The sequence below is a fragment of the Brooklawnia sp. genome (genome assembly GCF_049651565.1).
GTDB lineage: Bacteria > Actinomycetota > Actinomycetes > Propionibacteriales > Propionibacteriaceae > Brooklawnia.
In genome coordinates this window covers 1-7,248 of record NZ_JBASCI010000264.1, presented here as the reverse complement: position 1 = coordinate 7,248, position 7,248 = coordinate 1, and the positions used below count along the sequence as shown (strand labels likewise).

At 71.9% G+C, this 7,248-nt stretch carries 3 protein-coding genes; all 3 read right to left on the bottom strand.

Going from position 1 to position 7,248, the window contains the following annotated elements:
* Positions 1 to 61: 61 nt before the first annotated feature.
* The gene (locus WBL05_RS12825) at positions 62 to 1,606 is read right to left on the bottom strand and encodes a hypothetical protein (protein WP_424226440.1); all 1,545 of its coding nucleotides are present in this window, start codon (positions 1,604 to 1,606) and stop codon (positions 62 to 64) included.
* A gap of 13 nt (positions 1,607 to 1,619) precedes the next feature.
* Positions 1,620 to 5,837, bottom strand: coding sequence for a hypothetical protein (locus WBL05_RS12820; RefSeq protein WP_424226438.1), 4,218 nt, complete (start codon positions 5,835 to 5,837; stop codon positions 1,620 to 1,622).
* Positions 5,834 to 7,248, bottom strand: a 1,415-nt coding sequence (locus tag WBL05_RS12815) for a hypothetical protein (RefSeq protein WP_424226437.1), incomplete at its 5' end; no start/stop codon positions are given. The genes WBL05_RS12815 and WBL05_RS12820, both read right to left, overlap by 4 nt.

Sequence of the window (7,248 nt, the reverse complement as noted above, 5' to 3'; positions counted from 1 at the left end):
GTGCTGGTCATCACCGGCGCCGAGGGGCTGCGCGTCCTGCAGGTGGACCTGCCCCGCTAGCTCAATCCGGGTCGACCGGGATGGGGACGTCGAAGCGCAGCGTCCGGGCCGGCGGCGCGAGCAGTGGGCCGCGTTGCCGCTGGATCCACAGGTGCGGCCGGCCCGCGGCGTCCCGGGCCAGCATCCAGCGCCGCTCGACCTGGAACCCGTCGGCCGGGATAAGCGATTCGGGCAGGATGGCCGCCTGGCCCTGCAGCACCGCCGCCCGGGCCGGTGGCAGGTCTCGCAGCTGCCCGTCGGCGAAGTCGACCAGCCGGCGCTGCTCGAGGCGGCGTTGGTCGTCATCGGTCATGGTGTACGGGATCCAGTGCTCGGCGGCCCCCTGGTTGGGCTGGTAGCGGTACGCCTGGCCGCGGGTCAGGTCGCCGGGCGGCAGCACCGCGGCGTCCACCGGCTGCGGTTCGGGGACGGTGGGCTGCGGGTCGCGCTGGTCGAGCCGCCGCTCGACCGCCCACACCACATTGGACTGGTCGTCCACCCCGAACTGGACGCGTTCGATGACCTCACCCTGCAGCGGCCGGTCGACCGCCTGCCACAGGAGCAGCTCGCCGGACGCCAGCCCCTGGCTGCGGAAGACCCCCCACGCCAGGCTGCCCTGGGCGGTGACGACCAGGTCGGTGGGCGGTCCGAGGCCAGTTTCCCCCTGCGGGGAGCCGTCGTCGGCCAACCACCACCGGTAGGTCTCGCCGAACGAGTCGGTCACCGCGATCGCGGCGATCCGCAGCAGTTGTCCGGCCTCGGCCGGCACCGGGATGTCGAACCACTCGTCGCGGTGCGAGAAGAACAGCGCGGTCATGATCGCGGTGGCGGTGTGCGCGGCGTCCGGCGCCAACGCGCCGACGTCAGCGGCGGGATCCTCGATCTCCCAGATGCCGGTGCGTGGCATGCCCGCGTACTCGATCCGTGCCGGCACCACCACGCTGGGTTCCCCGGGACGATCACCGGGCGGCAGGCCGGCGGGGGCTTCGGCGTCCACCGAGTACCAGTCCAGCCGGCCACCACGATGACGTCGAAGATGCAGCCGGACGCCGGTGGCGGCGAACGCGTCGTCCTGCTGGTAGACCAACTGGTCGGCCACCCAGGCGGAAGCGGTATCCGGCGGAACCTCAGGCAGCAGAGCGGGATCGGTTGGACGCAGCCCGGCCCGCCACATCGCCAGCCCGTCCCAGGCCGGCGTGACCTGGTCGTAGGGCGGCGGCGGATCGGCGAACAGCCAGCCGGCTTCCGGTTGCAGGGCCAGGTCGGCGGCCAGCAGTCGCCCCACCCGCAGCCGCCGGCCCGGCGTCCACCAGTCATCCAGTTCGGACTCCACCAGCGGCTCGGGCGGCACGTCGCGCAGGGACGCGTCCGACCCCGGCCGGGTCAGCGGTCGGGTCTCGGTGATGACTTCGGCGCGGACCGGGGTGCTGGCGTTCTCACCCTGGAACTCGCCGAGCTGCCACTGCCTGGTCAGGAACCACAGCGAGTCGTGCACGGTGCCGCTGGCCGCGTAGGCCCAGTCGGCGGTCGGCAGCGGCGTCAGGCTCAATGCGAAGTAGCGCGGCATTCGGGTTCCCTCCTCACAGGTCCATGAACCGGGTCGCTGGATCGAACAGGCGGACGGCCTCGTCGGCGCCCAGCCAGGGCAGGCCGGTCGGCAGCACCTCGTCGACCCGGTCGGACGCGGTGGCCGCGCGGGCCACCAACAGCGCACGCAGTTCGGTCAGCATGACCGCGACGTCATCGTCGGTGAGCCGGTCACCGGCGTTCGGCGGGACGGCGATGAGGATCGCCTGTGGCGCCCGGGCCAGTGGCGCGTTGAACCCGAATGCGGCGTGGGTGTCCCTGCGCCGCAGCGGCAGCACCTCGGCGTAGGCGTCGACCACCCCGACAGCCACATCCTCGCCGGCCAACGCGTCGCCGGGTCCGACCGCACAGGCATAGCCGGGTGGAGTTCCGCCCAGCCCGCCACCGAATGCGATCAGCTCGGCGATCTCCTCAGTCAGCCATGGGTCGCCGGAGTTCGCCCAAACCGTGAGCGCCTCTCCGCCGGCAGCTTCGGCGGCCAACTGGTACGCCTCCAGCCTGGCCAGCGCGGGACGCGTCGGCGCCACCACGGTCAGCCACTCCCCTTCCCACCTGGTTGGGTCCCGCGACGTCAGCTCGGCGGTCTGGAGCAGCCGGGAGGTGGGCCACTTCACCAGCACCGGCAGGTTGCCCTGCGGCGCGGCCAGCGTGGCGACGGCCCGCGCGATGCTGTCGGCTCCCCCGGTCGGATCGACTCCCGCTGCCCGCTGCTCCAGCTCACCCGCCATCACGGCCAGGATCTCGGCGAGCGGGGTCGCCCCGTCCGGCTGCGGCAGCCCGCCGACCGCCGCGGTCACCGCCGCAGTGTCGGCCGGTGTGTTCAGCGGGGTGAGTCCCCATCGGGCGCCCAGCCGGACCGCAGCCACCTGCTGCTCGTGGCTCGCGCCTGCCTGAGTGGCGGCCAGCAGCCGGGAAACGGTGGCGTCGTGTTCGGTCTTCAGTTGCCCGTAGCGGGCGAGCAGCGCTGTGGTGGCCCAGGTGGCATCGGTCGCCGGTCCGCCGAGCAGCGCGCACAGCCGGGCCGCCGTGGCCAGTGCCGGTGGGTCCACCACGACGGCGGACGCGTGGCCGTCCGGTTCGGTTGGTTCGAAGAGTTCACCGGCGCCGGAAGGGCCCAGGCTCGCCTGGCGGCCGGTCGGGACGCCTTGCACCCCGCAGGCTGCGGCGGCGAACAGCCGCAGTTGGGCCGGGGCGAGGGCTACGGTGTCGATGGGCCGCAACCCGAAGGTGTCCAGCAAGACCGAGGCCTGAGTACCGTCGGAGAAGTCGACACGCCAGGTCCACCCGGTGCCGAACTGCTGCTCCAGCAGCGCCGCCACCGACGGCTCGGCCAGCCCGGCGGCAGTGGCGTCCGGCTCGGGTTCACGCCACGGGATCACCGACAGCACCGTGGTCCACAGCTCGCGTCCGGACGCCGGCGTCCTCGGGTACTCCGGCTCGGGGAACGGCCCGGACCCGGACACCCCGCGCATCGACGCGGCCGCCCGCCCCGGCCGGCGCGAGGACGAGTTGAGCGCGCCGTCCAGCAGCGCGATGTCGGCCAGGGCATCGATCCCGGCCTGCAGTTCGCGCAACTGGTCGAGCTGCCCGGTCGATACCGGCACCGGCACCGGTTCGCCGGCCAGGTAGCTCTCCAGAGCGGCGACGCCCTGGCACACCTGGCGGGGGTCCGGCCGGTCGGGGTACATCGGGAACCGCTGCCGCAGCTGCTCGGCGGCCAGGTACGGGCTTTCGGCGGGTGTGGCGACGATGCGTTCAACCTCGCGTCCCACCACCTCGTACAGGTGGTGGCCGTCGCGCAGGTCTGCCACCAGCTCGGTGGCGATCCGGACCGCGGAGCCGGTGAGGGCGATGCCCCAGGGCGGCTCGCCCTGTTCATTCATCTGCGGGTGTCGACGATTGTTCAGGTACTCGTCCCTGGCCAGCGTGGCGACCAGCGTCTGGGCTTGTGAGGGGGTGTGCAGCAGGCCGGAGTCGGTTGGGCCGGGCCGGCCTTCGAATGGCCCGTACACCCAGCCGTAGGCGCCCAACCGATGCCGGGCCTGCCCGTCGCTCGCGGCCCGCAGCCGCTGCCAGGCCACCCCGGTCAACCACGGATCGATGCGGGTGGTGTAGGTGTCCAGTAACGCGCCGCAGGCATCCTCGAGCCGCTTCCGCCTGGCCGAGTCGATGGTCGGCGGCGGGATGGCCGGCAGGTAGCTGCCCCACAGCTTCGGGTAGGTCGGGTCGCCGTTGGGAACCGCCAGCCATGCTGCCGGCTTTGTCCACCGAAGCGGTTCCGCTGGATCATCCGGGTCGACCATGCCCGCCACCTGCAGCGCAGCGACCGGCCAACCCTCAGCCTCGAAGCCCGCGCCCAGCGGCGGGCTGACCCCCACTTGGTGCCACCGCGAAACCGTCAAGCCGGCCTGCACGAGCAGCCGGGCCAGCAGCGAATCGGTCAGGACGCGCAGGCGTGCGCGGTATCGACCATGTTCGGTCTCGCCGAAGTACCTTTCGTCCGAACTGAACAGCCCGGTGAGGTCCACGATCGGGTTTCCGGACGATGGCATCAGCGTTCGGCCGCCGGCCAGGATGGTCTCGAGCAGCGCTGGCAGCGGGACGCGGCGGGCCACCTCGTCCTCGCCCCAAACCGTCGACAAGGTGCCCTGCACCAGCGGCAGCTCGACCGGGTCGGGCACCGCCGACGATTCAAGCCATTCCCGCTCGCCGCTCACCATCACGCGATAGCGTCCAGGGTCGGCGAGCACCGGCCGGACTGTGTTCAGATCGATCCAGCGATGGAGTCCGAACCGCAACGACCGGCCACCCCGGCCGAGCAGTTCGGCGTAGCGGGCGGCGTCTGCGCCGCGCACGGTGCCACCCGTGACCAGCTCGGCATGCAATCTCGTCCTGGCCGCCCGTAGCGAGTCGACCAGCGACTCCAGGTCCGGCGGGTCGTCCGAGGTGGGCGCCCAGGCGTCCAGCCTGGTGATCGGCAGCAACCCGTACGGTTCGTCGTGCAACCGCAGCGCCGGCAACGGGCCCTGTGGGTTCACGTTCTGTAGCGTCCACCGCCCGAGGTGTCCCAGCCGTTCCACGGCGTCGCCGTCCTGCCCCCAGCGGTCGCCCCAGGTTCGAGCCCCCCACAGCGCCGGCCACAGGGCAATGTGCAGCAACGGGGCGAGCCGGGTGCCGGCCGGGAACGACGCACGGGCGGAGCGAATCGCCTCGGCGTCGCCGGCGAACAGTCCCAGCACGTTCTCGTCGACCTCGGCTTCGGCGAGCACCGCCTCCCGGCCGCGAGGGCGTGCGATGCTGGGCACCGTCGTTCCGGTCAATGACCGGTGGATCACCCGGTCCAGGGCGGACTCGGCGTTGGCCGGGTCGATGCGCCGCAGCAGCGCCTGCCACCATGCCTCCTCATCGGGTGCACCATCGGCCGTCGACCGGCCCTCCGGGCCGGCCAGCGAGGTGGCGGTGGTCGCGCCACCGACGCTGTTGGTGGCGACGCCGAGCGGCGCCTCCGCCAGCGCGCCCGTCCAGATCTGGTGCTCGAACAGCGTCGCGGCCGCCTCGTCGCCGATGCCCCAGACGCAGACCCCACGCAGGTCCGCCGGGCCCAGCCCGTCGGGCAACTCGAACTCACCACCGAGCCCGACCCTGACCGCCTCCGGCCAGTCGGCAACCCAGTGGCCGAGCACCGAGTCGACGGCGTCCAGCCTCGGCAGCGGCAGTTCGGGGGCGATGGTGGCGTCAGGGTTGTCCGGGTCGTTCGGCAGGTCGCCGATCGACTGCAACTGCTCGGCCCCGTTGGCGTGAGTCCAGACCGCCACCCGCAACCGGGCCGGCAGGCCCCGCACCATTGCCGGTTCGTCGGCCGGATTGATCTGCTCGCCGGGGCTGCGGGGTGCATGCTGGGCCAACCAGGTTGCCCGGGCCGGCCCGACCCGCTCGGCAAGCTCTGCGAAGGCGCGGCGGTGGTCCGGCGTCCCGAACCAGTCGGGCTGCAGCGCCTCGTCGCTGTTGAGGGCGTCGCGGAACAAACGCACAGCCTCGATCTCGTCCGGGGTCAGGTGGTCGCTGTGGCTGTCGATGGCCGGCGGCTGCGGGATGACCCGGAGCAGCATTCGCCAGGGTCTGTCCGGGTCGTCCTGGCGGAACTTGGTCTCGAGCTGCAGGGGCAGCAGGACGCCCAACTCCTCGGGCGGTCCATCTGGTGGCGGCGTCATTCGCTCCTCCCCTGATGCTTGAGGTGCGCTCCGTCGATGGCCATCCGGGTCTGCGGGTCGATGTCCTTCGCGGCCTGCCCGGCCGAGGTGTCCAGCTGGACGCCCAGGTCGTTGCGGAATCGCACCTCGCTGGGTGGTTCGTCGAGCACCACCAGGTATTCGTCGAGGTCGGTTGGGGCGATGTCGAACACGAAGAAGACCAGGTCGGGGGTGATGTCGCCGCGGAACGTCGCGGCGATGTGTGTCCGGTTGGTCAGCCAGGTGGCGAGGTCGCCGCCCTCGGGTGGTCGCAGGTCCTGCGGCCCCTCCTGCAGCGCCAGTTCCTGCAGGTCGTCGTCGTCGAGCCTGCGCTGCAGGTAGACGACGGTGCCCGGATAGCGCCGGAACAGCGGGGTGTGGAACAGCAGCACCAGCCGTTCCGCCGACGTGGTGGCTCCCGGGACGCTGGCGTCGGCCTGGTGCGACCTGTGGCCGAGCGGCGAGTCGTCGGTCCACTCGCCGATCGGGATGATGTCGGGCCCACGTTTCCCGCTCGCCGGTTCGGCCGGACCGAAGAACATCCGCAGCGGGGTGGCCCAGCGGTCGGCCTGCAACCCGCGCCAGCGCGCCTCGGACAGGAACTGGGAGTTGAGTCCCACCAGGAACGCATCGATGAACGCCGGGTTGGTGCGCAGTGCGGTGAGGGTGTGCATCGCCACCGACTGTGATCCGGGCAGGAACCAGTCCGGTTCGTGGTCGCGCAGGATGATCCAGGTCGGGAAGTCGAGCCCGAGCGGATAGCGCGGCGGCGCGAGTGAGTCGACGGGCAGCCCGCTGACCTCCTCTTCCAGGTGCAGCCTGGCAGGTGCGCGCTCGTTGCGCGGGTCGACCGCCTTGACCAGGTTGCCGCCCAGCCCCGGCAACCAGACCGGATTCAGCGTCGCTGGCGCCGGGATGCGGAGCACTTCGATCCACATCGTGCACTCCGGTGGCTGCTCGTCGGGCTCGTGGCGTTCCCAACAGTGCAGCAGGCAGCGCAGCACGGCCCGCTGCACCGGCCCGTAAACCTGGGCTGCGGCGTCCCCCCACCTGATGACCCGGCCCAGCAGCCAGTCCCACGACTCCCCTGTGACGTCCTCGACCATCTCCCTCAGGTCGCAGTCCAGCGGCAGTTCGCCGAAGTAGTCCTGGATTGGTTGGTCCTGCAGGTCTTCCACCTTCTCCCTGACGTACTCGTCGGCCCGGTGGTCGTACGCCTCCGGGTCCACGGGACGCAGCGCGGGCGGCAGCAGCCTCACGAATGCGGCGTGCAGGCCCGCCCACTGGGTGGCCAGCTCGGCCAACCCACGCGCCAGAGGGTCCAGGAGGACCAGGCCGTCCTGCCCATTCATCGCACCCCACTCGATCCAGGCCTGCTCGAGTTGATCCCAGC